Here is a 24,658-nt window from a genome sequence, read left to right on the forward strand (position 1 = left end):
CCTGCAGCAAAAGCGAAGGCAGCGGCCCTGGCTAAAATGAAAGCGAAAGAGCAGGGAGAAACAAAGGAAGAAACACCTGCAGAAGACATGGATCTGGCGAAGCAAAAAGCCGCCGCAGCAGCAAAAGCGAAGGCAGCGGCCCTGGCTAAAATGAAAGCGAAAGAGCAGGGAGAAACAAAGGAAGGAACACCTGCAGAAGACATGGATCTGGCGAAGCAAAAAGCCGCCGCAGCAGCAAAAGCGAAGGCAGCGGCCCTGGCTAAAATGAAAGCGAAAGAGCAGGGAGAAACAAAGGAAGAAACACCTGCAGAAGACATGGATCTGGCGAAGCAAAAAGCCGCCGCAGCAGCAAAAGCCAAAGCTGCAGCCGCCGCAAAGGCGAAAGCAGCAGCTCAAGCAAAACAAGCAGGCGGGGATGACGAAAAGGCAAAAGCGATTGCAGCAGCAAAAGCCAAGGCCGCCGCAGCTGCAAAGGCGAAAGCAGCAGCTCAAGCAAAACAAGCAGGCGGGGACGATGAAAAGGCAAAAGCGATTGCAGCAGCAAAGGCGAAAGCCGCCGCAGCAGCAAAAGCAAAATTAGCCGCAGCAGGCAAAGCAGACGGAGCAGCAGATGATGAAAAGGCAAAGGCAATCGCCGCAGCGAAAGCAAAGGCCGCAGCCGCAGCAGCCGCGAAGGCAAAAGCTGCCGGAACCAAGGCTGACACTGAACCAGCTGCAGAAAAAGCTCCATCTGTTAATCAGCCATACCTTGATAATTATGTGAAGGTAATTGAAGAAAACCTTGGTGCCGAGGTTCTTGAAGAGTACTATATCAATAATCTCTCCAAGGAAGTGCCGACTTTGGTTGCCAGGGCTGAATCATATTTTAAATTGGCAGAATTCCTGAAATATAATGAACAGCTTGGCTTTGATTATTTATCCGAGCTTCATGGCACCGATTTTGAGACCCACATGGAAGTGTATGCTCACTTATACTCATACAAAAAACGTCAATCTGTTGCACTGAAGGTTAAAATTGACCGTGATGAGCCGGTAATTGATTCACTGCAGCCGTTATGGGCAGGAGCCAATTGGCCGGAATGTGAGACATATGATTTGCTGGGCATCCGATTCAAGGGACACCCTAACTTATACCGGATTATGCTGGGGGAAGACTGGATCGGACATCCGCTGCGAAAAGACTATGAACCGTACGATGTGGAGGTGTAACCAATGCTGCGAACAGAAGAAATGCTATTGAATGTTGGACCTCAGCATCCAAGTACCCACGGTGTTTTTCGCCTTGTTCTGAAAATTGACGGGGAGATCATCAAAGAAGCGCAACCGGTCATCGGCTACCTGCACCGCGGAACGGAGAAATTGGCTGAAAACCTGCAGTATACGCAAATTATTCCTTATACAGACCGAATGGACTATCTTGCCGCCATGACGAATAATTATATCCTTGTCCATGCGGTGGAAACGATGATGGATTTGAAAATTCCGGAACGGGCAGAATATCTGAGGATCATTACGATGGAGCTTGGCCGGATTGCCAGCCATCTCGTATGGTGGGGTACATATTTACTGGATATTGGGGCAACAAGCCCATTCCTGTATGCATTCAGAGAGCGTGAAATGATCATCAATATGCTGAATGAGATCTCTGGAGGCCGCCTAACGTTTAACTATATGCGTGTCGGCGGCGTTAAATGGGATGCTCCTGAGGGCTGGATTGATAAAGTAAGAGAGTTTGTTCCATATATGCGTGAACAGCTCAAAGGCTACCATCAGCTGGTAACCGGAAACGAAATTTTCATGAACCGTGTCAAAGGGGTAGGAAAATATACGAAAGAGGATGCTTTAAACTACTCGCTAAGCGGTGCAAATCTGCGCTGCACAGGTGTAAAATGGGATCTCCGCAAAGATGAGCCATACTCCATCTATGATCGCTTTGATTTCGATGTGGCGGTTCAGGATGGCGGGGATGCGTGGGCCAGGTATCATGTGCGTATGCAGGAAATTGAAGAATCACTAAAAATCCTTGAACAAGCGGTGGAGCAATTCCCGTCTGAAGGCGATATTCTGGCCAAAGTGCCAAAAATCATCAAAGCGCCAAAAGGGGAAGCGTTTGTCAGAATCGAATCTCCAAGGGGAGAAATCGGCTGCTATATCGCGAGTGATGGAAAGAAGGAGCCATACCGGATGAAATTCCGGAGGCCATCATTCTATAATCTTCAGATTCTCCCGAAATTGCTTGAAGGCGAAAACATTGCGAACTTGATTGCTATTTTAGGGGCAATTGATATTGTCCTTGGGGAGGTGGACGGTTAATGGTAGAAGAACTTCTCCATTCCGAAGCAGGTCTGCTGAATTTCGGTATTTTCTTCTTGCTTGCCACCGTTTTACTGCTAGTCGTTTTGGGATTTGTTACTTACGCCATTCTGGCGGAGCGTAAAGTCATGGGATTTATGCAGCTGCGCCACGGGCCGAATCAGGTCGGCGGACGCTGGGGGCTGCTGCAGACTGTTGCGGACGTATTAAAGCTTCTTTTAAAAGAAGACACCATTCCTAAGCTTGCAGACAGGCCGCTGTTTATTCTTGCACCGGTTATTGCATTTGCACCGGCATTCATGGTGCTGGCGACAATTCCATTTACAGACAAACTGCAGTTTGCTGATATTGGAGTTGGATTGCTGTATTACATCGCCATTTCCGGGCTGACAACAGTCGGTATTGTCACCGGAGCATGGGCTTCCAATAATAAATATGCATTGCTTGGCGGAATGCGTGCCGCTGCACAGATGATTTCATATGAAATTCCACTCGTAATGTCTGTATTAGGCATTATCCTTTTAACAGGCAGTCTAAACCTGAATGAAATTGTTGAAGCGCAAAAAAATGGCTGGTTCATTATTTGGCAGCCTATTGCTTTCATCGTATTCCTGATTGCTTCCACAGCGGAGCTAAACCGTGTTCCATTTGACTTGCCTGAAGCGGAATCAGAGCTGGTAGCCGGTTTCCATGTTGAATATTCCGGCTTCCGCTGGGCATTCTTCATGCTTGCGGAATATGTATACTTTTTTGCCATGGCTTCATTGACAACCGTGCTATTCCTTGGCGGGTGGCTACCGCTGCCGTTCCTGGAGTTCATTCCGGGTGCCGTCTGGTTTGCGCTTAAGTTTACAGCTGTAATCTTTGTTTTAGTCTGGTTTCGTGTTACATTCCCGCGCCTCCGTGCAGACCAGCTTATGGAATTTGGCTGGAAGGTTCTGCTGCCGGTAGCACTTGCGAATATTTTCTTAACAGCTTTGCTGAAAGAATGGCTGAATATATTTTAATGAGGAACAGCCTCATAACTTCGAGAATTGTCTAGCTGCACAAGGAACGCTTCGGCAGCATAATCATCGCAGGACTAAAAGCGTTAGCTTTTAGGAGGAGCGCCTACCCCCCTCGAGGTCACAAGCTTGTCTTGTTTCAGCTCCTAGGGACTCGGGATCATAAGCCGTTTCCTTCCAGAAGGAAAAACGCCTTCTTACAGGAACCGTATTATGCCTGTCGTCCCTGAGCAGTCGCCTCCACATTTCGGGCAATCCTCCCAAAAGGCAAAGAACGCCTTTCCGTGAGGCTCGTCTTGTGCTTGTCGGGGGTGGGCAAGGCGCTTCCGCATTTCTATACAAGGGGTGAAAAACATGCTTGGTTTAGCGAAAGGATTATCGTATACCCTTAAAAACCTGACACGCAAAAAGGTAACGTATGATTACCCGAATGAGCCGCTTCCGCTTCCGGACCGGTTCAGGGGAATTCAAAAGTTTTATCCTGAAAAATGCATTGTCTGCAATCAGTGTGCAAATATTTGTCCTACCGATTGTATCGAGCTGACAGGGAAAAAACATCCGGACCCTGCCAAAAAGGGTAAAATCATTGATACCTATGATATCAACTTCGAAATTTGCATCCTTTGCGACTTGTGTACAGAGGTATGCCCAACCGAAGCGATTATCATGACCAATAATTTTGAACTGGCGGAATATAGCCGTGATGAGCTGTTTAAAAACCTTGAATGGCTCGATGAAAATGATGAAAATATACGGAAGGTGAATAAAGCATGACGTTTTCAGGTGAGTTTTTAGCGTTTATGTCTCTAGCTTTAGTTGCGGTCATCGGCGGCGTGCTTTTATTGAACCTTACCAAAGTTGTGCATATGGTTGTCGCTCTTGTATTTACATTTGTAAGCATCGCCGGAATTTACGTGCTGCTTTCAGCTGAATTCCTGGCCGCGGTCCAGATTTTGATTTACTCTGGAGCGATTACCATCATCATGCTGTTCGGGATCATGCTGACGCGCCATAACGACACAAGCGAGCCCAAAACCGGCCGCTGGCGTAAGCTGTTAGTATTCGTGGGGGTTCTTGGCTTCGCTTTCGCGGTCTACATCGGAATTTATAACCTTGATTTGCCGTCAGCGCCGAATGACCTTCATGTCAATAATACAGAGCAAATCGGAATTGAGCTTTACTCAAAATTCATTATTCCGTTTGAAGTAACATCTGTCCTATTATTGGTCGCTTTGATTGGTTCCGTTGTTCTGGCTAAAAAAGACGATGAAAAGGAGGCAGAAAAGGAATGAGTACAGTTCCCGTTCAAGCTTACCTGGCATTGGCTTTAATCCTCTTTTGCATCGGTCTGTATGGTGCTTTGACTAAGCGCAATACTGTGATTGTCCTGATCTCAATCGAACTGATGCTGAATGCGGTTAATATTAATCTTGTGGCATTCAGTAAATATGGCATCACACCGTCCATTACCGGACAGATTTTTACGCTATTTGTTATTGCGGTTGCCGCAGCAGAAGTGGCAGTAGGAATAGCAATTCTGATTTCACTTTACCGTAACAAAAAGAGCGTTAACATTGATGAAATGGATGCTATGAAGCACTAAATATACTGTAAAAAATGCAGCCGCGCTGGCTGAGAATAGAGAATTGAAAAGGCGGCCATAAGTGGCTCCCGCCTTAAAGGACCTGTTCATAAGGTCCCAATCTGGCACGCCGTGCTCTAGGGTGTGTTCAAAAAAGGGGATTGTGATAATGATGGAGAATGCATGGATCATACCGCTTTTCCCGCTTTTATCGTTTTTGTTCCTTATTTTATTCGGCAAACGGCTAAAAGAAGCGAGTGCTTATATTGGGATTCTGTTTACCCTGGCATCGCTTGTCTATTCCTTATTGGTGCTATTTGACCGGTTTTCGGCACCAACTTATAAAGCAGAAGGCGTTTGGCTGACTATAGGGGATGTTCAGTTAACAGCGGGTTTTGAAGTTAATCAGTTAAATGCACTGATGCTGGTGATTGTTTCACTTGTCAGTTTCCTGGTACATACGTATTCGAAAGGCTATATGCAGGGGGATGACCGTTTTCCTGTTTTCTATGCCTATTTAGGGTTATTTACATTTGCCATGCTGGGCCTTGTCATCTCGCCTAATCTGCTTCAGACGTATTTCTTCTGGGAGCTTGTCGGACTTGGTTCCTTCCTGCTGATCGGTTTCTATTTTTACAAAGAGGAAGCAAAGGCTGCGGCCAAAAAGGCATTTATCATGACGCGTATTGGAGATGTCGGCCTTTTGATCGGAATGATTCTATTATTCTGGCAGGCTGGCAGCTTTGAATATGATGAGATTTTTGCAGCAGTTGAAGCGGGTGCCATTTCAGGCACAATGATTACATTAACAGCGATTCTTATTTTTGTAGGGGCTGTCGGCAAATCGGGCCAGTTCCCGCTGCACACATGGCTTCCTGACGCAATGGAAGGGCCGACGCCAGTCTCCGCATTAATCCATGCAGCGACAATGGTAGCGGCAGGTGTGTATTTAGTGGCGGCGCTATTCCCGCTGTTTGCAGCAAGCGAAACAGCACTGATGACCGTTGCTGTCATTGGGGCCTTCACAGCCATCTTTGCAGCCAGCATCGGCCTGGTTCAGAAGGATATAAAGCGGGTACTCGCTTATTCAACCGTCAGCCAGCTCGGCTATATGATGCTGGCACTGGGTTCTGCAGGATATGTAGCCGGCGTGTTCCACTTAATGACGCACGCTTTTTTCAAGGCTTTGCTGTTCCTCGCAGCAGGAAGTGTCATCCATGCCGTTCATACACAGAACATTGAACATATGGGCGGTCTGTGGAAAAAGCTGCGCGTAACCGGCCCTCTGTTCCTGATCGGAACACTGGCGATCAGCGGTGTGCCATTATTTTCAGGGTTCTTCAGTAAAGATGAAATATTAATCGCTGCCTGGGCACACGGGAACACGGTACTGTTCTGGCTTGCGGTAATTGCCGCATTCTTTACGGCATTTTATATGTTCCGCCTGTTCTTTATGGTTTTCACTGGTGAAGCAAGAAGTGAAATGAAAAATGTTCATGAATCGCCAAGTGTTATGACATTGCCAATGGTAGTGCTTGGGGTTCTGGCTATAGTAGCTGGATATGTGAATACACCATGGTTTGGAACATTTCTAGGTGATTGGCTGGTAGAAGATAACCATGCCCTTGGCCATGGCCATATTGAAGGGCCTGCCTGGATTATGATTGTTGCAACTGCAGTATCCCTGCTTGGAATTTTCCTTGCCTGGTTAATGTACGGCAAACGCTCACTTTCACGAGATTGGCTGACAAGCAGAATGCCGCTTTCATACAACGTTCTGTACAATAAATACTATATCGATGAATTCTATTCGCTGACCGTAGTGAATGGGGCGAAATTCATCAGCTCATTCCTGCGCTTCCTGGAAGTATTCCTGGTTGAAGGCCTTGTAAAGAGTGTAGCTGGAATCATATCTGCTCTCGGAAAACTTGGTTCTAAATTCCATAATGGCCAGATTCAGACATATGGAACAGTGGCGTTTGTCGGCCTGGCTATTTTAGTTGTCATCTATGCGTTTACAGGGGGGTACTTAAAATGAACTTAGCTTATTTTCTATCCATTTTAGTTTTCTCCCCGCTGCTTGGTATTTTAGTGTTATCTTTCCTGCCGAGAACGCAGGAATCATTGATCAAGACAGTTGGCTTCCTGGCCACGCTTCCTGCGCTGATATTGGCGCTGATCGCCTATTTTCAATACCGGGCAGGTGCTAGCCTTGAACAGCTGAATGAAAAAGTAAGCTGGATTCAGTTTGGCGATTCCGGCCAGCTTGGAAATCTTTTTTCCATTGATTATGAATTGGGGCTGGATGGATTCTCACTTATCATGATTGTCCTGACAGCTGTACTTTCTACACTTGCAGCGATTGCTTCTATTCATATTAAAAAAGAATGGAAGGGCTACTTCATGCTGTTTTTGCTGCTTGAAGTCGGCATGCTGGGTGTATTTGCCGCTGAAAACCTGATTCTTTTCTTTATTTTCTTTGAAATCACATTAATTCCGACCTTCTTCCTGATTGGGAAATGGGGTTACTATGAAAAAGAAAATGCTGCATACAGCTTCCTGATCTATAACGGGCTTGGATCTGCTGTTCTGCTGATTGTCATTATGGTACTGTTTGCCCGTACTGGCACAGCCAATATTGATGCTTTGATGGCCGCAATGAACGCGGATAATCCGCAGCTTGTTGCGCCAATCTCTGAAAATATGAAAATGGGCATGCTGATTGCGCTTTTAATTGCATTTGGTGTGAAGCTCCCAATTTTCCCGCTGCACAGCTGGATGGTGCGGGTCCACGTACAAGCTCCGCCATCAATCGTCATGCTGCATGCCGGAGTGCTTTTGAAAATAGGGGCATTCGGTTTAATCCGCTTCGGAATGGGAATATTTCCTGAGCAATTCCAAAGCCTTGCTGTATGGCTGGCTGTCCTTGGAGTCGTGAATTTACTGTATGGAGCGTTCCTGGCGTTTGTTCAGACCGATTTTAAAATGGTGCTCGCCTACTCTTCTATTTCCCACATGGGAATCGTTTTAATCGGATTAGGAGCATTAAATGAGGCAGGAATACAGGGGGCGATTTTCCAGGTGGTTTCTCACGGTTTAATCGCAGCACTATTATTCTTCCTTGTGGGTGTCTTTTATGAACGGTTTCAAACCTCCAATATTCAAAATCTCGGTGGTTTGGCAAAAGGGATGCCGATTACGGCAGGCTTCCTTCTTGCAGGGGCAATGGCCTCCCTTGGCCTTCCTGGCATGTCAGGTTTTGTGAGTGAATTTATGGCCTTCCTAGGCCTGTTTAAAGAAATGCCGATTCTCGCTGCAGTCGGTACAATCGGAATCATTATGACAGCTGTTTACCTGCTTCGCGCGGTACTGGGTATCACATACGGCAAAGCGCATCGGGACTTTGCCGGCATAACGGATATGAAAAAGTTTGAGTTCGTGCCTGTCCTGGTCTTAGTCGGCTTAATTGTCCTGATTGGTGTTTATCCAAGTGTGCTGAGCGAACCGCTGACCTCAACACTTGAAACGATCATGCTTGGGATAGGAGGGTGATGAAGGATGGATCTCGAAACATTATTATCTTATGAATGGGGCATAATGACGCCGGAGTTCATCATCCTTGGTGTTGCGACCGCTCTTTCATTAATGGATTTGTTTATGCCGAAATCCCAAAGCCGAAAAATTCTCGGCTGGGTCGGCTTTGCCGGAATACTCGCGGCTCTTGTTTCCTTACTGGGCCTTATCGGGCATAGTCCGGAATCCATTTTATTTGATACGTTCAGGCTTGATTCCTTTGCAAAAGCTTTTAAGCTGCTGCTCTTAATCGGATCTGCGATGGTACTGTTGATTGCCATTGGCTATGAGCCGAATGAAGGATTGGAAGAATTCAGGGGGGAATTTTTCTATCTGTTCATGGCTGCATTGCTTGGGGCAATGATCATGTCTTCAAGCGGAGATTTAATCACCCTGTTTGTAGGGCTTGAGCTTCTTTCCATTTCGTCCTACATTTTGGCAGGCATGAGAAAAAGAAGTCTGCATTCAAACGAATCGGCCATGAAATATGTGATCAACGGCAGTATTGCCACAGCGATCACGTTGTTCGGAATGAGTTATGTATACGGTTTAACTGGAACTACGAACTTAAAGGAAATGTCCGGATTTTTGACATCCATCTATAATGAACAGCATATTTACCTGTTAGGCCTTGCATTCTTTATGATCGTGGTGGGACTTTCTTTTAAATTGGCTACAGCGCCATTCCATATGTGGGCGCCGGATGTGTACCAGGGTGCACCTACGCCTGTAACAGCTTTTTTAAGCGTAGTTTCCAAAACAGCCGGATTCATCATTGTTATCCGCATTCTGTTTTCAATTTTTGCGAATGCGCCATCCGGTGATGTACAGGGGCTTCCGATGATCCTGGCTCTTCAGGATTACATTGCCTTCCTGGCAGGAGCCACGATGATTATTGGGAACTTGATTGCGCTAAGACAGCGCAATATCAAGCGTTTGTTTGCTTATTCCAGCATCGCTCAGGCCGGTTACCTGCTGGTTGTGATTGCGAGCATGTCACTATTCATGTTTGATACGCTCTGGTTTTACCTCGGTGCTTACTTATTCATGAACCTAGGCGCTTTCGCGATTATCCAGCATGTGACACATAAATCGGGTTCAGAAGATATCAGCCAATTTGCCGGGCTTTACCGCCGCACACCGTTCCTGGCCATCGCAATGGCTATCTTCCTGCTGTCACTTGCAGGTATTCCGGGGACAGCCGGGTTTATTGGCAAACTGAATATTTTTATGGGTGCATTAGTGCCGAATGAAGGTCATTATGTACTGGTATCAATTATGATTGCCACAACAGTCGTTTCATACTTCTACTATTTCGGTGTCATGGTGCAAATGTTCTTCAGGCCTGCAGCTGATGCTGATACAGGAAAAGTTAAGATTCCAGCGGCTTTAACAGCTGTTATCGGTATCAGCCTGGCAGCCACCATCTTGTTCGGAATTGCACCAAATATCGCATTTGATTTCCTGCAGAGCAATTTCAATCAGTTTAATGATTTCTTTCAATAAGCGTGTTTAATCTAAACAATCATAAGTTCTTCCACTGAGTTGATTGGAACGGAGGCCACTTGGTCCTCGAAAAATGCTAACGCATCTTCTTCGTGCGGTGCTTATTCGTGGAAGCATATTCAATGTCATGCGGGAGGAGAGGGAGCGGGAGACCACACAGGCGAAGCCGGGGAGGCTGCCGTTCCTCCCCGCAGAAAGCAAGTGGCCGCAGTGGAAATCAATGGACAGGATTTTTAAGGAAAACAGCTTTCTAAAATGGGGGTTTTAAAAAGCTGTTACGAAATAGGGGACAAAAGGGGTATAAATAGGAGGGGGAAATCTCCCCTTCTTTTTTGTTTGCCTTGGTTTAGATTTCGGGTTTATTCGACAATTCGATATAATGGACTTAATAAACTGCGAAAAAGAAAGAAACTTAATTTTCAAAAAATAACCAGTCATGAAACTTACCTGATAGTATAAACGTCAAATGGTATTGTAGCGCAAAAAGCAGGTAAGCGAAGTGGCAATGAATTAAAGGAGGGAAGAAGATGATATCAGGATTTGGGCAGCAGGCACTCATCAGCATTATGTCTCATTTGGTGTTTATTGCGCTGGCCTGGTGGGCGCTTCAGGCATTGCGGTTTGAAACCCTTTTGCGGGCGAATCATGTTTTTCAGGCACGTGTATTGTATGTTCTGCTTTCAATTGTAATTGGATCTTCCGTCAGCAACTTCTTTCTCGATTATCTTTTATGGTCCCAGCAGCTTCCGCTTATACTGCAGAACATCACCTTTCTTTAAGTGCTGTATATGATAGCCATATTTTTTATAAATATAGGTCTTCATACATGTTTTCAATTTGACAATTATTGAGTAAAATCTTTTTGTTGCTTGTTTTCCTGCATACATACTATCTTGTGAAATGGTTTTCAAAGTATGCATAAAAAAGCAAAAAAAGCATCGGAAATAACAGTGATTTTGCAGCCTTTTCAGTTTGTCAAAAAGTGACGACAATTCCCAAGTATGCTCACTCTGTCCTTGGTAACAATGGTACTAAGGGGAGGAGTTTACAGATGAAAAAATTATTCATTACATTATCTATTATTGCCATTATTGGTTTCATGATGATAAACATTGGGAATAAGACGACTGTAGCCAAAGGGGAGCTTGACCTGTTAACGATGGCCTCGGTTTTACAGGGCGAGAATATTTTAATCAAAGATTGGACTTTGCATGCGAGAGAAAAAATGGAAAACCAAAACCTTCAGGAAGTAAAAGCATTCACTAAAGAACTGCAGTCTCAATATCCTGATTGGGAATGGAGCTTTCAAAAAACAGAAAAATCATGGGAAGCAAAAGCTATTATTAAGCAGACAGATGCTCAGTCAGAAGCAGTGAAAATTTTATCAACCCCCACAAATGGTCAAGTTCAGACGTATGTGATTTATGAGGCCAAAGGTCAGGGGTGGAAACAAGAACAGAGCAAACTGGCTGCAGAACTAAATAGTAGGATTTCTGACATTTTTCGAGGAAATGCCACAATTTTCTCTTGTATCCAAGGCGAATTCAATGATAAGATTAATAAGTCTTTGCCTGATACTGCAAGTCAGCTACTGGACGCTTTTAATGCGACAGAAATAGAAGCATTAAAAGAAGACCAATTTATTTCAGCATCAGCAAATTCGCCGCTTTTTGGTGAATTCATTGAGACAAATGGCAATGAAATGAACATGCAGCTTGGATTACGGACAAATGGAATGGGCGCCAAGACAAACATTGTTATTGGCACACCCATCATAACGATTGAATATTAATATAGAGAAATTGGACGCGGAGGGGAATACACTTTGGATAAAATCATCGTCCGCGGCGGAAATAGGTTAAGCGGTACTGTCAAAGTTGAAGGAGCAAAAAACGCTGTTTTACCGGTTATCGCCGCAACACTGTTAGCAAGTGATGGCAAAAGCGTAATTCGTGATGTCCCAACACTCTCCGATGTATATACTATTAATGAAGTATTACGCTATTTAAACGCCGAAGTGGAGTTTGAAAATAATACAGTAACAGTAAATGCATCTCGAGAGTTGAAGGTAGAAGCACCATTTGAATATGTACGCAAAATGCGTGCTTCAGTTTTAGTCATGGGATCTTTATTAGCAAGAAATGGCCGTGCCCGTGTGGCATTGCCAGGGGGCTGCGCAATCGGTTCCCGCCCGATCGATCAGCATTTAAAAGGCTTTGAAGCGATGGGTGCAAAAGTAAAGGTTGGTAATGGCTTTATTGAAGCGGAAGCACCTGAAGGCCGCTTGCACGGAGCAAAAATATATCTCGATTTCCCTAGCGTTGGTGCTACGGAAAACATTATGATGGCTGCAACATTAGCTAAAGGCACAACGGTTTTGGAAAACGTAGCAAAGGAACCTGAAATTGTGGACCTGGCTAACTTCCTTAATAAAATGGGAGCCAAGGTTAAGGGAGCAGGAACGGGCACGATCCGCATTGAAGGTGTGGACGTACTGTTCGGTGCAGAACACAACATCATACCTGACCGCATTGAAGCAGGAACTTTCATGGTAGCAGCTGCCATTACAGGCGGAGACGTTCTTGTAAAAGGTGCTGTACTTGAGCATTCTGCTTCATTAATCGCCAAGATGGAAGAAATGGGTGTTACCTTCATTGAAGAAGCTGAAGGCATCCGTGTTATGGGTCCAGACAAGTTGAAGGCCGTTGATATTAAAACAATGCCTCATCCTGGATTCCCGACAGACATGCAATCACAAATGATGGCCCTCTTGCTTCACGCTCAGGGTACAAGTGTGATTACGGAAACTGTATTCGAAAACCGTTTCATGCATGTGGAGGAATTCCGCCGCATGAACGCCGATGTTAAAATTGAAGGCCGTTCTGTGATCATGAACGGACCAAGCAATCTGCAGGGCGCAGAAGTAGCAGCGACAGACCTTCGTGCAGCTGCAGCCTTGATCCTTACTGGATTGGTGGCAGAAGGCGTAACACGCGTAACAGAGCTGAAGCATCTTGACCGCGGATACGTGGACTTCCACGAAAAGCTTGCCGGATTGGGAGCAGATATCGAACGTGTGACAGAAGTGGAAGAAACATCTGTTAATAATGGCCTTGTTTCTGACATGAACGCCTAAATAATGCCAATCAAGGCGGCCTTTAAGAGTCGTCAAAATAGTCGCCTTGCGCGCATTTCAAACTGAAACCGCAGAATCGAGCTGTCAGAGGACTGACAAATCGATTCTGCGGTTTTTATTTACTGTCTAGCTTTCTATGGCAAGCTTAAGGCCGACTAGTAAGAAGGATTCATGGATAATTTTGAATATTTATACTAATATAAAAGAAAAAGATGGGATATAGTGAACCGCTAATGAAGAAATCATGAAAAAATTCCTTAAGGTTTCATTGAAGGTGAAAATTCTGGGACTGGTCCTCATGCTGATTATATTTATCATCACGTCTTTATCAGGCTTATTTATTTATATGAAGCAGGCTGATGATGTGATAAAAGCGAGGGAAATTTCCTTGGAAACGGCCAAGACCCTTTCTTATATGCCTGCCCTGCAAGATTTCTTCCGGCATGGCGGCGAACATGAAAATATCAATATATTGATGGACCAGATTAAATATCAATCCAAGCCCATGACTGTATTTTTTCAGGGTCGTGATGGGAGGCTGATTGCTTCAACAGATGAGCAGGGTTTATATAAAATGCTGAACAAAGACAATATTGATAAAGCCCTTACCTATGGGAGCTATTACGTACTTCAAACAACGGAAAACGGCAGAAAGGTGCTTAAAGCGATTGCCCCGGTTTTGGTGGATTATGGACCATATAAAAAAGTCGAGGGTACAGTCGTTGTTTTATATGAAATGGATGCGATATACCTTTCTATTTGGGATGATATCGCAAAGATTCTAAAGGCCTCCGTATTGATCTTAATTATTGGGATTTTTGGAAGCTTCCTTTTAGCCAACAGTATTCGTAAAGATACCCTCAATCTGGAGCCATATGAAATTGCAACTTTGTTCAGAGAAAGAAATGCGATCCTGCAATCGGTGCGGGAAGGAATTATTGCAGTGGATGAACAAGGAGCTATCACCATGATGAACTCGTCTGCACAGCATATGCTGGATATTGAGGCACAGGCAGAAGGGCGGCCCTTAACTGATGTAATTGATTCATCAGAAATGTTAAGGATCCTTTCAAACAATGAAAAACAAATGAATGTTGAAATACAATACAAAGATAAAATTATGATTGTCAGTACTGAGCCGATTATTGAAGAAGAACAAAAGAAAGGGGTGGTCGGAAGCTTCCGTGATCGGACAGAGATCAAGCATATGATTGATGCCCTATCAGAGGTTAGGCAGTATTCCGATGACCTGAGAGCTCAAGCTCATGAATTCACCAATAAGCTATATGCCATTCTCGGCCTTCTTCAGCTGAATAGGAAAGAGGAAGCGATTAAGTTTATTAAAAATGAGGCCCATATCCATTCGATTGAGGAAGATTTGTTATTATCAAAAATAAAGGATGAAAAAGTCCAGGCCATTCTATTAGGGAAAATGGCGCAGGCGTCGGAAAAGAAAATAAATTTTGTTATTGATCCAGAAAGCTCGCTGGAATCCCTTCAGGAAAAATTCAAGCTATCTTCCCTGATCATTATTTTGGGAAATCTCATAAATAATGCATTTGATGCCGTTGCAGAAAAAGAAGAAAAGATGGTTCATTTTTTTGTGACAGATATCGGAAATGATATTATTTTTGAAATCAATGACAATGGCAAGGGGATTAAGGAAGAGGATAAGCCATTTATTTTTCAAACCGGTTTTTCTTCCAAGGGAAAACATAGAGGATATGGCCTTGGAAATGTAAACGATGAAGCACGCTCATTAGGCGGAATGATTGAATTTGACAGTAATGAAGAAAATGGTACACTGTTTTCTGTTTACTTGCCAAAATGATTATCTCTTATAAAGGGGGAATTTGAGTGGGGTAATCAATGTTCTAATTGCTGAGGATGATTTCCGGATTGCGCAAATCCATGAAGAATTTTTATCAAGGGTTAAGGGCATGAAGCTGATCGGGAAGGCCTTAAATGCAAGGGAAACCATGAATCTATTGAACGTCCATCAAGTGGATTTGCTGCTGCTGGACATATATATGCCGGATAAATTGGGAACAGATCTGCTGCTGGAAATCCGTGAAAAGTTTCCTGCACTGGATGTTATTTTGATATCAGCTGCCAGAGAAAAAGAATATTTGCAGAAAGCTCTGAAGTTTGGCGTCCATAACTATTTGATTAAGCCGGTAACAATGGAGACATTTGTCGGAACACTTGAGAAATATAGACATGATAAGCAGATCCTGGACTCATTAGTGGAAGTGAATCAGGATGCCATTGACCGGTTATTTGGAAGCCGGAAGGTGAAAGAAGATAAACTCGATTTGCCTGCGGGAATTGACTACCTTACCTTAAACAAAGTAAGCAAAATACTAAAAAAGGAAACGAAAGGCATGTCTGCAGACAAAGTTGGCGAAAAAATGGGTGCATCCCGAACTACGGCGAGAAGGTATCTGGAATACTTGGTAAGTGCCAATAAAGCGTATGTGGAGCAGGAGTATGGGATTGTAGGACGGCCGGAACGGAATTATTACATAAAAGAAGGATGAGGAAAAGTCCTACTGATCAGGGCTTTTTCTTTTTATAATTATGTGAACCAATGAACATATGAACATAATGAACAAAATGCATACAAAGGTTTATATGGACAATTTTTTGAAAACGTTTACATTGCTTTGTTTAGAATTTATTATAAATTCAGAATTAATAAAAGGAGTGGATACCATGAAAAAAATTGGAATATTACTATTATCTGTATTATTGCTGGCAGCATGTTCATCAGGTAAAGCATCTAACAGTGCAGATTACCCTTCGAAGAACATTGAGATTGTAGCCCCTGCATCTCCGGGAGGCGGATGGGATTTGACTGCCCGATCCGTACAGAAAATCTTAAAAGATAACAAACTAGTTAAGAGTAATGTAAATGTCATTAATAAGCCGGGAGGCGGCGGTGAGGTGGGCTGGAACTACCTGCACAGCAAAGACTCTCATAACCTTGCAGTAAATTCGAGTTTGCTCCTTACGAATAATTTACTGGGACAAAGCAAGCTGACACACAAAGACTTTACTCCCTTAGCAACTCTTGCCACTGAATGGCAGGCAATAGCCGTATCGGTTGATTCTCCATATAAATCCATCAATGACCTAATGGAACAGATCAAGAAGGATCCAAAGTCTATTAAAATCGGAGTTGGCCCTGGATTAGGAAATGATGACCATCTAGCCTTTGTACAGGTTGCAGACATGAAGGGAATTACCCCTGTAGACTTGAATTTCCTTGTTTATGATGGAGGCGGGGGAGATGTGGTTACCGCTTTGATGGGGAACCATGTGGATGTTGTAACCACATCGTTATCAGAGGTAAAGGATCAGCATTTGGCCGGAAAGCTTAGAATCTTGACTGTATCCTCTGATCAGACATTGGAAGAGCTCGAAGATGTGCCTACACTCCAGGAAGAAGGAATAGACATGGTCTTTCCACACTGGAGAGGAATTATGGGCCCGCCTGACATGACTGAAGAAGAAATTAAATATTGGGATGAGAAGTTAACGGAAATGGTTAAAACGGATGAATGGAAGAAGCTGCTTGAGAATAATGACTGGGATGACTTCTATCAAAATAGTGAAGAAACCAAAGCGTTTTTTGATGAGCAGGAGAAGTTATATAAAGATCTGATCAATGATTCCGGATTGGTTAAGTAAAGGAGCGATGGGGATGAAAGCTGTCAAAATAGGAATGCCTTTGTTAATGATCATCATTGCCAGCGTCTTTTTAATCAGCTCATTCGCCATTCCAAAGGCAAATCTCGGAAACCCAAACGGACCTTTGTATTTTCCGATAGGATTAAGTATTTTCATGCTGGTGCTTAGCATCATCTATCTCTTTAATGAATTAAAAACCCTGCATGAACATAATGGGAAAATCCAGGGGCTTTTTGAGGGGAGAACATTGAAATTAATAACAGTAACTATCGCCTTGGGAGTGATTTACGCTTTTATTTTCGAACCTTTTGGGTTTCTGATTTCAACCATTATTTTTCTGGGATGTCTGTTGTTCTATGTGAATGGATGGAAGAAATGGAAGGCTAATATTATTGTCACGATTTCATTTTCGTTCATAACGTGGTACGGCTTTAGTGAATTATTGGGTGTGAGTTTACCATAAATATGGAGGTGAAAAGTTAGTATGGAAGCTTTCTTGCAGGGGTTTCAGATCGTTCTACAGCCAATGAATATCTTTTGGGTTGTAATTGGCGGGTTTTTAGGCACGATTGTCGGCATGCTCCCAGGCCTGGGGCCAGCTACAGCTGTTGCGGTGTTAATACCTATTACCTTTGGGATGGATCCAACAAGTGCGATCATTTTAATGGCAGCCATCTATTATGGTGCCATGTATGGCGGCTCAAGAAGTTCGATTCTCCTCAATACACCGGGGGATGGATCTGCAATCGCGGCCACCTTTGACGGATATCCGATGGCTCAAAAGGGACAGGCAGGAGAGGCAATGGCCATCTCCGCAGTGGCTTCCTTTATCGGCGGTGTATTGGCGGTCTTTGGTTTTATCTTTTTGGCAAAACCGCTGGCAAACTTCGCTTTAAAATTTGGCCCATCAGAATATTTCCTATTAATGCTTTTAACATTATCGGCGATTGTATCACTTTCAATCGGTAAAATGGTGAAAGGATTCATTGCCATGGCGCTGGGTCTGCTGATTAGTACTATTGGAATTGACCCCCAGACGGGTGTGCACCGTTTTACAATGGATATTCCACATTTAAGTGAAGGCATTGAATTCCTCATTGTTATTATCGGTGTTTATGCAGTAGGAGAAGTTTTTTATAACTTTTTAACGATTGATAAGGTAAAAAAAGAAAAGAAAAAGGTTGGCAGAATCTGGTTTACCAAGGAACAATGGAAAAGGTCGAAGTGGCCGATACTCCGCAGTGCGCCATTAGGATTTATCGTTGGTGTCCTGCCTGGAGCGGGTGGTTCAATTGCTTCCATGATGAGTTATTCCTCCGAAAAGCAGCTATCAAAGAAGCCAGAGGAGTTCGGTGAAGGTGCTGTTGAGGGACTTGCAGCTCCGGAATCATCCAATAACGCTGCTTCTGTCGGGGCAATGATTCCGCTTTTGACCATGGGAATTCCGGGTTCAGGCACGACAGCGGTTATGCTGGGAGCTCTTATCATGCTAGGAGTGAGGCCGGGGCCATTGCTTTTTGAAAATGATCCTGGAATGGTATGGGCCCTGATCAACAGCATGTTTATTGGAAATATCGCACTGGTCATAATCAATATTCTCCTTGTCGGCTTATTGGTGAAAATCCTGGATACACCAGCTAAGGTCCTGTATCCGCTTATTATCATGCTGGCGTTTATAGGCACATACACACTCAGCTATAGCACCGTTGACTATTTCCTTCTGCTTCTTTTTGGCGTAATTGGGCTTTTCATGAAAATAATGGACTTCCCAATTGCCCCGCTGGTGCTGGCAATTATTGTAGGCGGGGATATGGAGCAGAATTTCAGAATGGCCCTGACTTCATCTAACGGCAGCTTAAGTATTTTCTTCTCTTCTGGAATATCGATTACACTGATCGTACTGACTGTACTATCTCTGTTCTATCCAATTGTGATCAATAAGTTCAAGAAGAAAAGCAGAAATGATGATAAAGAAGTTATCTCTGCTTAATATGAGTCCAGGAAAATCCACCAGAACAATGGTGGATTTTCCTGTTTACCCCGAAGGAGTAAGGTTATGAACAAGAAAATTCTAATGATGATAGCAATCGCGCTGTATCTTTTCTTTTTTATCCTCCCGATGCAATGGGATATTAAAGTACAATCTCTCATAGCGCTTGTGATCATCCAGCTATTATGGGTCGGAAACGTATTTCCCCTGGCCTACAGTTCACTATTAGTCATGCTGATGTTTTCCTTTCATTTTTTTACTTATGAAGAGGTGCTGGCCTATATCGCCTCTGATGTGGTCTGGCTGCTGGTTTCGACATTTATCATCTCAAGGGCCTTTATCGATACTGGTTTAGCCGACAGGCTTTCCTTAATGATTTTGAAATGCTCTCGCGGTGCGGGCAAGGTGCTTGTCTTCATCTCGTTTTTCCTTGTCTTTATTTTATCAGTCCTTGTCCCATCCAATGTTGGCAAAGCAAGCCTTCTGTCTTCCGTATTTGATAGTCTGATCAGAAGCTTAAAGTCAATGGACGAATCGAGCAATCTGGCGAAATCCTTGTTCATCGGCATCACCTATTTGATCCCGATTACAGGGGCTTTTGTTGCAACAGGAGCAAGTTCAACGATCTATGCTTACAGTCTTTTGTCCGATAGCGGCCATCATATTGATTATCTGCAATGGACTCTTACTTTTGGAGTGCCAATTGCGATTTTTGCCGTGCTGCTCGGTCTGGCATTCATCATCATGTTTCCGCCGGAAAAAATAAACAAAGAACATTTGCTGTGTCTGCTTGAAGCAAAAATCAGTGAATTGGGAAAGATCAGTGCAAGAGAAAAGAAAATGCTTGCGATTATGGGCGTTACACTTGCTCTATGGATCACACAAAGCATGCATGGATACTCAATTCCCCTCATTGGACTTTTGGGCGCTTGTTTGACCATATTCCCGGGAATCGGAGTCTGGGAATGGGAGCGGGCAAGAAAATCGATTAATTGGGATATCGTTCTGTTCTTTGCTTCTACGCTCATGGTATCAGGGATGCTGTTAAGTACAGGCACCATCGATTTGCTGGTAAAGTATCTTACCCAACTCCTTGCTCTGAAGACTCCGTTTATGACTGCTTTGATCCTAATTCTATTAACTTCATTGATGAGGATTATGTTTGTGAATGTCTTAGGTTTCCTGGCCATTATGCTCCCTTTAGTTATTTCTCTGGGGGAGGTATTAACAGGCTTCCCTGCCATGAACCTGGTGAAGGCAGTGCTTTTGGCAGGTATTCCAGGCTTCTTCTTTATCACACAATCACCTGTCCATTTAATCAGTTATTCATATGGCCATTTTAGTGAGAGAGATTTGCTTAAAGCAGGTGCTGTTTCTTTCTTGATTTGGATCGGGGTTATTTTAGGAGCGTTCGCATTTTATTGGCAGGGATGAGACAGCTTGAAGAAAAAATGGCGTGCTCATTAACCTGAGCACGCCATGTTGTTTATTTAATTGAAGCCCTGGATTGATGCACTGCGAAGGATGCGGCCTGAGATCCGGCGACTTTGCCATAAACGGCACCGGACATTAAGCCTGATCCGCCTGGATAGTTTTTATAAAAGATTCCGCCAACCATCTCTCCTGCTGCAAAAAGCCCTGGAATGGGGGTCTGTTCTTTATTTAGTACCTCTCCATCTGTATTTACATGTAGTCCGCCAAAGGCAAAGGTAATTCCGCATGTAACCGGGAAGGCATAGAAGGGTCCTTTCTCAGCCCGCAGTGCCCAGTTTGTTTTTTCAGGGTTGATGCCTGATGTTGATTTTCCATCTTTGACAGACGGATTATAATCACCAACTTGAACAGCATCATTATACTCGTGAATCGTCTTTAAAAACTGTTCTTTTTCTACAGGGATCAGTTCCGCTAATTCCTCGAGTGTGTCTGCCTGATAAACAGTTGCTTCCTCCAGATTATATTCTTTGCGCAGAAGAGGTCTCACTTGGCTATCAAAGATCTGGTAAGCAACATGTCCAGGCTGTTTTAAAATTTCCCGTCCATATTTTGCATAGGTATAGTTCCTGAAATCGGCGCCTTCATCCACAAAGCGGTACCCTTCTTTATTTAACATGATTCCCAGCGGGTATGAATGCTTCTTGAAGATATCGCCTGGCTTTGTGAAATCACCGACCTTTGGAACATTATAGTCTGTACCAATGGAGTGGCATCCTGACCATTCTCCAAATGTTTCGGCTCCAATCTTAATCGCCATATTGATTCCGTCACCTGTATTGAATTCTGTGCCCCGGACAGCAGCTGCTTCCCACTCAGGTCCTAAATTCCTGGAGCGCATTTCTTTATTGGCTTCAAAGCTTCCACAGGCAAGCACGACGCTGTTTGCCTCTACGGTAAGTTCTTTCTCTCTTTGATTAACGACTGCGCCGGTGATTCTGCTTTCTTCCGTCAATAGCTTTGTTGCCTGAGCCTCATACCATATATCAATGCCTGCTTCCTTGGCACGCTGGAAAAGTGCCTTCATTAAGCCAATTCCTTTTTCCTTCGTTTTAACAGGAAGGCCACCCCAGAAGTGAATTTTATCATCCTTTTTAAAAGATTGATTATCATAATTCAGTTCAAACTCGACACCCTGCTCCTTCATCCAAACGATTGTTTCGTAAGACTTCGAGACAAGCTGATTTGCCAGCCCCGTATGGCTCTGGCCTTCGGTCACCCTCATTAAATCATTATAATAGTCAGAATCACTGTACTCCGGCATAACAATTTTACCGGCTTCCTCATCTGTCAATGAGGGCATGATTCTTCTGATATCGCTTAAATCGTTATAAGCAAAACGGATGGCCCCATCTGTAAAATAAGAATTGCCTCCGCGCTTATGTTCAGGACCTTTTTCAAGAACCAGGACGCTTGCACCATGCTCCTTTGCCGAAATTGCCGCGCATAGTGCCGCATTGCCGGCTCCCACCACTACTACATCATATTTAGCCATTTTAAGTTCCTCCCGACGAATTTTTACTATTTATAACTTTATTGTAGGGGGAATAGTAAAATAAATGAAATATTGATATTTTATTGTTAACGATAAAAAATTTCTATTTCAATGGAGGCTGAAATGGACGAAAAAGATTGGCTCATACTGCAGACGATCCATAAAGAACGGAATATTACGAAAGCTGCGGAACAGTTGTATATCTCGCAGCCTTCATTAACGTATAGGATTCAACAGCTGGAAAAAGAATTTGCTGTAAAAATCCTATCACGCAGAAAGAGAGGAGTGGATTTCACATCCGAAGGGGAATATTTAGTGGAATATGCCAATAGGATGATTCATCAGCTAAGAGAAACGAAGGATTTTCTCAGCAGCATGGAAGGGGAGGTAAGAGGAGCATTAAGGCTTGGAGTCTCGCAAACGTATGCCAGATATAGATTGCCTGAAATACTGGCTGCGTTTCTAATTCAATATCCACAGGTAGACTTGAAGTTAAAAACCGGCTTCAGCTATGAGGTCATCCAAATGGTTCATAAAGAAGAGGCGAATATTGGCATTGTCCGTGACCCTTATGATTGGAAGGGGCCAAAAATTTTAATAGATGAAGAGAGAATCTTCCTTGCTTCAAAGGATAAAATTGATTTAGAACAGCTTCCATTTCTGCCGAGAATAGATTATAACACTGATCCATCATTAAAAAATATAATCGATCTTTGGTGGAAGGAAAACTTCAACCATCCTCCGGCTATTACAATGGAAGTAGATATTATCGATACATGCCGTGAAATGGTTCTGAATGGGCTGGGTTATGGAATTCTGCCGGAAATTTGCCTTAAAGGCTACACAGATTTAAACACATGGGAATTGAGATGCAAGGGTGAAAAGCTTTACCGGAAAACATGGCTTGTATTTAATGAAAGTTCAATGGATTTCTCGGTTTCAAAAGCTTTTATCGAATTTATCCGGGGCAGTAAAGCTTAAATTGGATAAATCGCATTCTGGTTCATTAAGTTGTCATATTAGCTTGTCCATAGCCATAAACATGAATTGAGTTCGAATTATTTATTTGCTATGGAGGCTTAAAACATGACAAAATTCAAACCTTTCATCGTACTAGCCGCACTGTTGTTTGCCGTCACACTCATCGTTCCCTCCCTGCTTGTGATTCCTTTTACAGAAGGAAATGTCAGCGGGAAGCTTGGTGAGGAGCTTAAGACTGATGCCAAGAAAGAGACGGCGGCAGAAATTCCTCAAGGGCCAGCCATAGAGGTAGGAGTCTACCGCCTTGCACAGAAGAAGCTGGAGACGGTACCGCTTGAAGATTATATTGTCGGAGTGGTAGCATCGGAAATGCCGGCCGAGTTTGAAGAAGAAGCTTTAAAGGCGCAGGCATTGGCGGCAAGAACCTTTATCGTGAAACAAATGATGAACAAAGATAGCGTGGAACTTCCTGAAGGGGCATTAGTGTATGATACCGTAACCCACCAGGTTTATAAAAGTGAGAGTGAACTTAAGCAAATTTGGGGATCAGATTACAAATGGAAAATTCAAAAGGTTAAAGATGCCGTAAACTCAACAAGGGGCCAGATTCTCACCTTTGACGGCTCGCCGATAACAGCTTCCTTCTTTTCAACAAGCAACGGCTTTACCGAAAATTCCGAAGCCATCTGGCCAAATTCCGTACCTTATTTAAAAAGTGTAGAAAGCAAATGGGACCTGCAGTCTCCTAAATTTAACGGCAGAGAGGTATTCACTGTACAGGATTTTGAAAGGAAATTGGGTGTGAAGCTTCCAAATGACAGCACCATCGGCACTGTGACTGAGCGAACAGCCGGCCAGCGGGTTTCAAAAGTAAATATTAACGGGAAAGTAGTCAGCGGAAAAGACATCAGAGAGAAACTGGGCCTGAAATCAACAGACTTTACCTGGGAACGCAAAGGTGACAATATCATTATAAACACTCAGGGCTACGGCCATGGAGTCGGCATGAGCCAATACGGCGCAAACGGCATGGCAGCTGAAGGAAAGAACTACAAAGAAATCGTTGCTCACTATTATAAAGGAGTGGAAATTGCAGCTTCTGACCAACTGCTGACGAAAGTAACGGCTAAAAAATAAATGAAAGAGCTGATTCTTGGAATCAGCTCTTTCTGTTTGTATTGGCTGGTATGATCTACTGAGTTGATTGTAGCGGAGGGCAATTGATCCTCGAAAATGCTAACGCATTTCCTTCGTGCGGTGTTCATTCGAGGAAGCATATACAATGTCCTGCGGGAGGAGAGGGAGCGGGAGACCCCACAGGCGAAGCCGAGGAGCTCTGTTCCTCACCGCGGAAAGCAAGTGCCCGCAGCGGAAATCAACGGGCACAATTCAAAGACGCCTTATTAATAACAAAAAATTTCCAAGCCTTTCAAACTTCCCATAAAAAAGAGCTCTGCTGATAAAATACCAGCACACCGCCACACCTGTAATATCCTTAACAGCGTCAATCACAGTAGCAGACCGGTACGGTACAAATGACTGATGGATCTCATCGAGAACCCCGTAGAAGCACGCAAAAAAAACCAAAAGAATATTCACTCCCGGCGTCAGCTTAACGGCAGTCAACGCTGCCAGAACCAAAAGAACATATAAAATACCAAACTCAATCAGATGCATAGATTCTTTTATAAACCGGTCTACTGCCAAATCCGGCAGCTCCACCACAGCATCAGCAGGCATGCTGGACAGGATCCATATTAGCGCCATATACAGGAAAGGCAGCACCCGTATTATCCACTTAACCATTCTTCAGTAACTCCTTTAAAAATATTTTCTCAGATTATGCATAATCCAAAAACGTTTGTCGAAAAATAAGCCCAAAAAATTTTTTTAG

At 43.7% G+C, this 24,658-nt stretch carries 22 protein-coding genes; 20 read left to right on the forward strand and 2 right to left on the reverse strand.

Annotated elements, in window-relative coordinates; translation table 11 throughout:
• From AC3WTL_RS13155 to AC3WTL_RS13240, 18 genes are all read left to right on the forward strand, one after another.
• Positions 1-1,209 (forward strand): NADH-quinone oxidoreductase subunit C (locus tag AC3WTL_RS13155; protein WP_492369509.1); only part of this gene is annotated, 1,209 nt, incomplete at its 5' end.
• Between the two features lie 3 nt (positions 1,210-1,212).
• Positions 1,213-2,313, forward strand: coding sequence for an NADH-quinone oxidoreductase subunit D (locus AC3WTL_RS13160; protein WP_197246495.1), 1,101 nt, complete (start codon positions 1,213-1,215; stop codon positions 2,311-2,313).
• A complete protein-coding gene (nuoH, locus tag AC3WTL_RS13165) occupies positions 2,313-3,320 on the forward strand; it encodes an NADH-quinone oxidoreductase subunit NuoH (RefSeq protein ID WP_048007952.1) in 1,008 nt (335 codons plus the stop codon). The genes AC3WTL_RS13160 and nuoH overlap by 1 nt, the downstream gene beginning before the upstream one ends.
• A gap of 351 nt (positions 3,321-3,671) precedes the next feature.
• Positions 3,672-4,091, forward strand: a complete 420-nt coding sequence (gene nuoI / locus AC3WTL_RS13170; protein ID WP_035327886.1) for an NADH-quinone oxidoreductase subunit NuoI — start codon at positions 3,672-3,674, stop codon at positions 4,089-4,091.
• The gene (locus AC3WTL_RS13175; protein ID WP_048007953.1) at positions 4,088-4,609 is read left to right on the forward strand and encodes an NADH-quinone oxidoreductase subunit J; all 522 of its coding nucleotides are present in this window, start codon (positions 4,088-4,090) and stop codon (positions 4,607-4,609) included. The genes nuoI and AC3WTL_RS13175 overlap by 4 nt, the downstream gene beginning before the upstream one ends.
• A complete protein-coding gene (gene nuoK / locus AC3WTL_RS13180) occupies positions 4,606-4,920 on the forward strand; it encodes an NADH-quinone oxidoreductase subunit NuoK (protein ID WP_035327883.1) in 315 nt (104 codons plus the stop codon). The genes AC3WTL_RS13175 and nuoK overlap by 4 nt, the downstream gene beginning before the upstream one ends.
• A 148-nt stretch (positions 4,921-5,068) precedes the next feature.
• Positions 5,069-6,937 carry an NADH-quinone oxidoreductase subunit L gene (gene nuoL / locus AC3WTL_RS13185; RefSeq protein WP_252220349.1) on the forward strand — a complete coding sequence of 623 codons (1,869 nt, stop codon included), beginning with the start codon at positions 5,069-5,071 and terminating at the stop codon, positions 6,935-6,937.
• Positions 6,934-8,451: an NADH-quinone oxidoreductase subunit M gene (locus tag AC3WTL_RS13190; RefSeq protein WP_248350014.1), complete on the forward strand. Its 1,518-nt coding sequence runs from the start codon at positions 6,934-6,936 to the stop codon at positions 8,449-8,451. The genes nuoL and AC3WTL_RS13190 overlap by 4 nt, the downstream gene beginning before the upstream one ends.
• A gap of 6 nt (positions 8,452-8,457) precedes the next feature.
• Positions 8,458-9,978 carry an NADH-quinone oxidoreductase subunit NuoN gene (gene nuoN, locus AC3WTL_RS13195; protein ID WP_492369510.1) on the forward strand — a complete coding sequence of 507 codons (1,521 nt, stop codon included), beginning with the start codon at positions 8,458-8,460 and terminating at the stop codon, positions 9,976-9,978.
• Positions 9,979-10,505: 527 nt separating this feature from the next.
• The gene (locus tag AC3WTL_RS13200; protein ID WP_035327878.1) at positions 10,506-10,757 is read left to right on the forward strand and encodes a DUF1146 family protein; all 252 of its coding nucleotides are present in this window, start codon (positions 10,506-10,508) and stop codon (positions 10,755-10,757) included.
• 272 nt (positions 10,758-11,029) lie between these two features.
• A complete protein-coding gene (locus AC3WTL_RS13205; RefSeq protein ID WP_248350012.1) occupies positions 11,030-11,770 on the forward strand; it encodes a YwmB family TATA-box binding protein in 741 nt (246 codons plus the stop codon).
• A gap of 33 nt (positions 11,771-11,803) precedes the next feature.
• Entirely contained in the window at positions 11,804-13,114 is a 1,311-nt protein-coding gene (murA, locus tag AC3WTL_RS13210; RefSeq protein ID WP_048007958.1) for a UDP-N-acetylglucosamine 1-carboxyvinyltransferase, read from the forward strand.
• Positions 13,115-13,358: 244 nt separating this feature from the next.
• Positions 13,359-14,945 (forward strand): sensor histidine kinase, encoded by a 1,587-nt coding sequence (locus AC3WTL_RS13215; RefSeq protein ID WP_404322847.1) that lies wholly within the window; start codon positions 13,359-13,361, stop codon positions 14,943-14,945.
• A 22-nt stretch (positions 14,946-14,967) separates the two neighbouring features.
• A complete protein-coding gene (locus AC3WTL_RS13220; RefSeq protein ID WP_159344326.1) occupies positions 14,968-15,654 on the forward strand; it encodes a response regulator in 687 nt (228 codons plus the stop codon).
• A gap of 175 nt (positions 15,655-15,829) precedes the next feature.
• A complete protein-coding gene (locus AC3WTL_RS13225; protein ID WP_222499265.1) occupies positions 15,830-16,807 on the forward strand; it encodes a tripartite tricarboxylate transporter substrate binding protein in 978 nt (325 codons plus the stop codon).
• A 13-nt stretch (positions 16,808-16,820) separates the two neighbouring features.
• On the forward strand, positions 16,821-17,270 hold the full coding sequence (locus tag AC3WTL_RS13230; RefSeq protein ID WP_159344324.1) for a tripartite tricarboxylate transporter TctB family protein: 450 nt from the start codon (positions 16,821-16,823) through the stop codon (positions 17,268-17,270).
• Between the two features lie 21 nt (positions 17,271-17,291).
• Positions 17,292-18,797: a tripartite tricarboxylate transporter permease gene (locus AC3WTL_RS13235; RefSeq protein ID WP_222499267.1), complete on the forward strand. Its 1,506-nt coding sequence runs from the start codon at positions 17,292-17,294 to the stop codon at positions 18,795-18,797.
• A 66-nt stretch (positions 18,798-18,863) separates the two neighbouring features.
• A complete protein-coding gene (locus AC3WTL_RS13240; protein ID WP_492369511.1) occupies positions 18,864-20,231 on the forward strand; it encodes an SLC13 family permease in 1,368 nt (455 codons plus the stop codon).
• A 52-nt stretch (positions 20,232-20,283) separates the two neighbouring features.
• Here the strand turns inward: AC3WTL_RS13240 and tcuA are convergent, their stop codons facing one another.
• Entirely contained in the window at positions 20,284-21,783 is a 1,500-nt protein-coding gene (gene tcuA, locus AC3WTL_RS13245) for an FAD-dependent tricarballylate dehydrogenase TcuA (RefSeq protein ID WP_492369512.1), read from the reverse strand.
• A 123-nt stretch (positions 21,784-21,906) separates the two neighbouring features.
• Between tcuA and AC3WTL_RS13250 the strand changes: the two genes are divergently transcribed.
• Complete coding sequence (locus AC3WTL_RS13250) at positions 21,907-22,764, forward strand: LysR family transcriptional regulator (protein ID WP_222499273.1); 858 nt, start codon at positions 21,907-21,909, stop codon at positions 22,762-22,764.
• Between the two features lie 105 nt (positions 22,765-22,869).
• Positions 22,870-23,901 carry a stage II sporulation protein D gene (gene spoIID, locus AC3WTL_RS13255; protein ID WP_492369513.1) on the forward strand — a complete coding sequence of 344 codons (1,032 nt, stop codon included), beginning with the start codon at positions 22,870-22,872 and terminating at the stop codon, positions 23,899-23,901.
• 252 nt (positions 23,902-24,153) lie between these two features.
• Here the strand turns inward: spoIID and AC3WTL_RS13260 are convergent, their stop codons facing one another.
• Complete coding sequence (locus AC3WTL_RS13260; protein WP_492369514.1) at positions 24,154-24,570, reverse strand: VanZ family protein; 417 nt, start codon at positions 24,568-24,570, stop codon at positions 24,154-24,156.
• Positions 24,571-24,658: the final 88 nt, after the last annotated feature.

The sequence above is a fragment of the Cytobacillus sp. EB106-05-05-XG126 genome (assembly GCF_058791715.1).

What these genes read in the sequence shown, in the direction of transcription:
- AC3WTL_RS13160 (WP_197246495.1), top strand. Translation starts at nt 1,213, where the DNA reads ATGCTGCGAACAGAAGAAATGCTATTGAATGTTGGACCTCAGCATCCA.
- nuoH (WP_048007952.1), top strand. Translation starts at nt 2,313, where the DNA reads ATGGTAGAAGAACTTCTCCATTCCGAAGCAGGTCTGCTGAATTTCGGT.
- nuoI (WP_035327886.1), top strand. Translation starts at nt 3,672, where the DNA reads ATGCTTGGTTTAGCGAAAGGATTATCGTATACCCTTAAAAACCTGACA.
- AC3WTL_RS13175 (WP_048007953.1), top strand. Translation starts at nt 4,088, where the DNA reads ATGACGTTTTCAGGTGAGTTTTTAGCGTTTATGTCTCTAGCTTTAGTT.
- nuoK (WP_035327883.1), top strand. Translation starts at nt 4,606, where the DNA reads ATGAGTACAGTTCCCGTTCAAGCTTACCTGGCATTGGCTTTAATCCTC.
- nuoL (WP_252220349.1), top strand. Translation starts at nt 5,069, where the DNA reads ATGATGGAGAATGCATGGATCATACCGCTTTTCCCGCTTTTATCGTTT.
- AC3WTL_RS13190 (WP_248350014.1), top strand. Translation starts at nt 6,934, where the DNA reads ATGAACTTAGCTTATTTTCTATCCATTTTAGTTTTCTCCCCGCTGCTT.
- nuoN (WP_492369510.1), top strand. Translation starts at nt 8,458, where the DNA reads ATGGATCTCGAAACATTATTATCTTATGAATGGGGCATAATGACGCCG.
- AC3WTL_RS13200 (WP_035327878.1), top strand. Translation starts at nt 10,506, where the DNA reads ATGATATCAGGATTTGGGCAGCAGGCACTCATCAGCATTATGTCTCAT.
- AC3WTL_RS13205 (WP_248350012.1), top strand. Translation starts at nt 11,030, where the DNA reads ATGAAAAAATTATTCATTACATTATCTATTATTGCCATTATTGGTTTC.
- AC3WTL_RS13215 (WP_404322847.1), top strand. Translation starts at nt 13,359, where the DNA reads ATGAAAAAATTCCTTAAGGTTTCATTGAAGGTGAAAATTCTGGGACTG.
- AC3WTL_RS13225 (WP_222499265.1), top strand. Translation starts at nt 15,830, where the DNA reads ATGAAAAAAATTGGAATATTACTATTATCTGTATTATTGCTGGCAGCA.
- AC3WTL_RS13230 (WP_159344324.1), top strand. Translation starts at nt 16,821, where the DNA reads ATGAAAGCTGTCAAAATAGGAATGCCTTTGTTAATGATCATCATTGCC.
- AC3WTL_RS13235 (WP_222499267.1), top strand. Translation starts at nt 17,292, where the DNA reads ATGGAAGCTTTCTTGCAGGGGTTTCAGATCGTTCTACAGCCAATGAAT.
- AC3WTL_RS13240 (WP_492369511.1), top strand. Translation starts at nt 18,864, where the DNA reads ATGAACAAGAAAATTCTAATGATGATAGCAATCGCGCTGTATCTTTTC.
- tcuA (WP_492369512.1), bottom strand. Translation starts at nt 21,783, where the DNA reads ATGGCTAAATATGATGTAGTAGTGGTGGGAGCCGGCAATGCGGCACTA.
- AC3WTL_RS13250 (WP_222499273.1), top strand. Translation starts at nt 21,907, where the DNA reads ATGGACGAAAAAGATTGGCTCATACTGCAGACGATCCATAAAGAACGG.
- spoIID (WP_492369513.1), top strand. Translation starts at nt 22,870, where the DNA reads ATGACAAAATTCAAACCTTTCATCGTACTAGCCGCACTGTTGTTTGCC.
- AC3WTL_RS13260 (WP_492369514.1), bottom strand. Translation starts at nt 24,570, where the DNA reads ATGGTTAAGTGGATAATACGGGTGCTGCCTTTCCTGTATATGGCGCTA.